We start from the raw sequence: 314 nt of genomic DNA on the forward strand, positions 1-314 counted from the left end.
TAGAACCAATGTAGGACAATGAGATGTACACAAATGCCATTGCGACGGCATACATCAAAGCAGCAATAAGTGTGTATTTTGCGGTTGCTTTCGGGCAGTCGATCCCCATGCTACGAATCGCGCGAAAGATGATCCAACCAAAGCCGATTGAGCCAAGTGCGTCCATGGTCATGTAACCTTGTGTTAAACCTTCTGCGAATGCGCCATTCACATACGGACCGCTTGCGGCAGTAAGTTCCCCGACCGGATAAACCAAAGCTGTCACTGACATGGTCCCTCAGATAGCTATTCATGCTGGCGTTAGTATTTTTCCC

At 48.4% G+C, this 314-nt stretch carries 1 protein-coding gene; it reads right to left on the minus strand.

From position 1 onward, the window contains the following. Positions 1-271, minus strand: a 271-nt coding sequence (locus tag E0702_RS16400; RefSeq protein ID WP_205741992.1) for a branched-chain amino acid transport system II carrier protein, incomplete at its 3' end; no start/stop codon positions are given. Positions 272-314: the final 43 nt, after the last annotated feature.

The sequence above is a fragment of the Halomonas marinisediminis genome, from assembly GCF_004347715.1.
Lineage (GTDB): Bacteria > Pseudomonadota > Gammaproteobacteria > Pseudomonadales > Halomonadaceae > Halomonas > Halomonas icarae.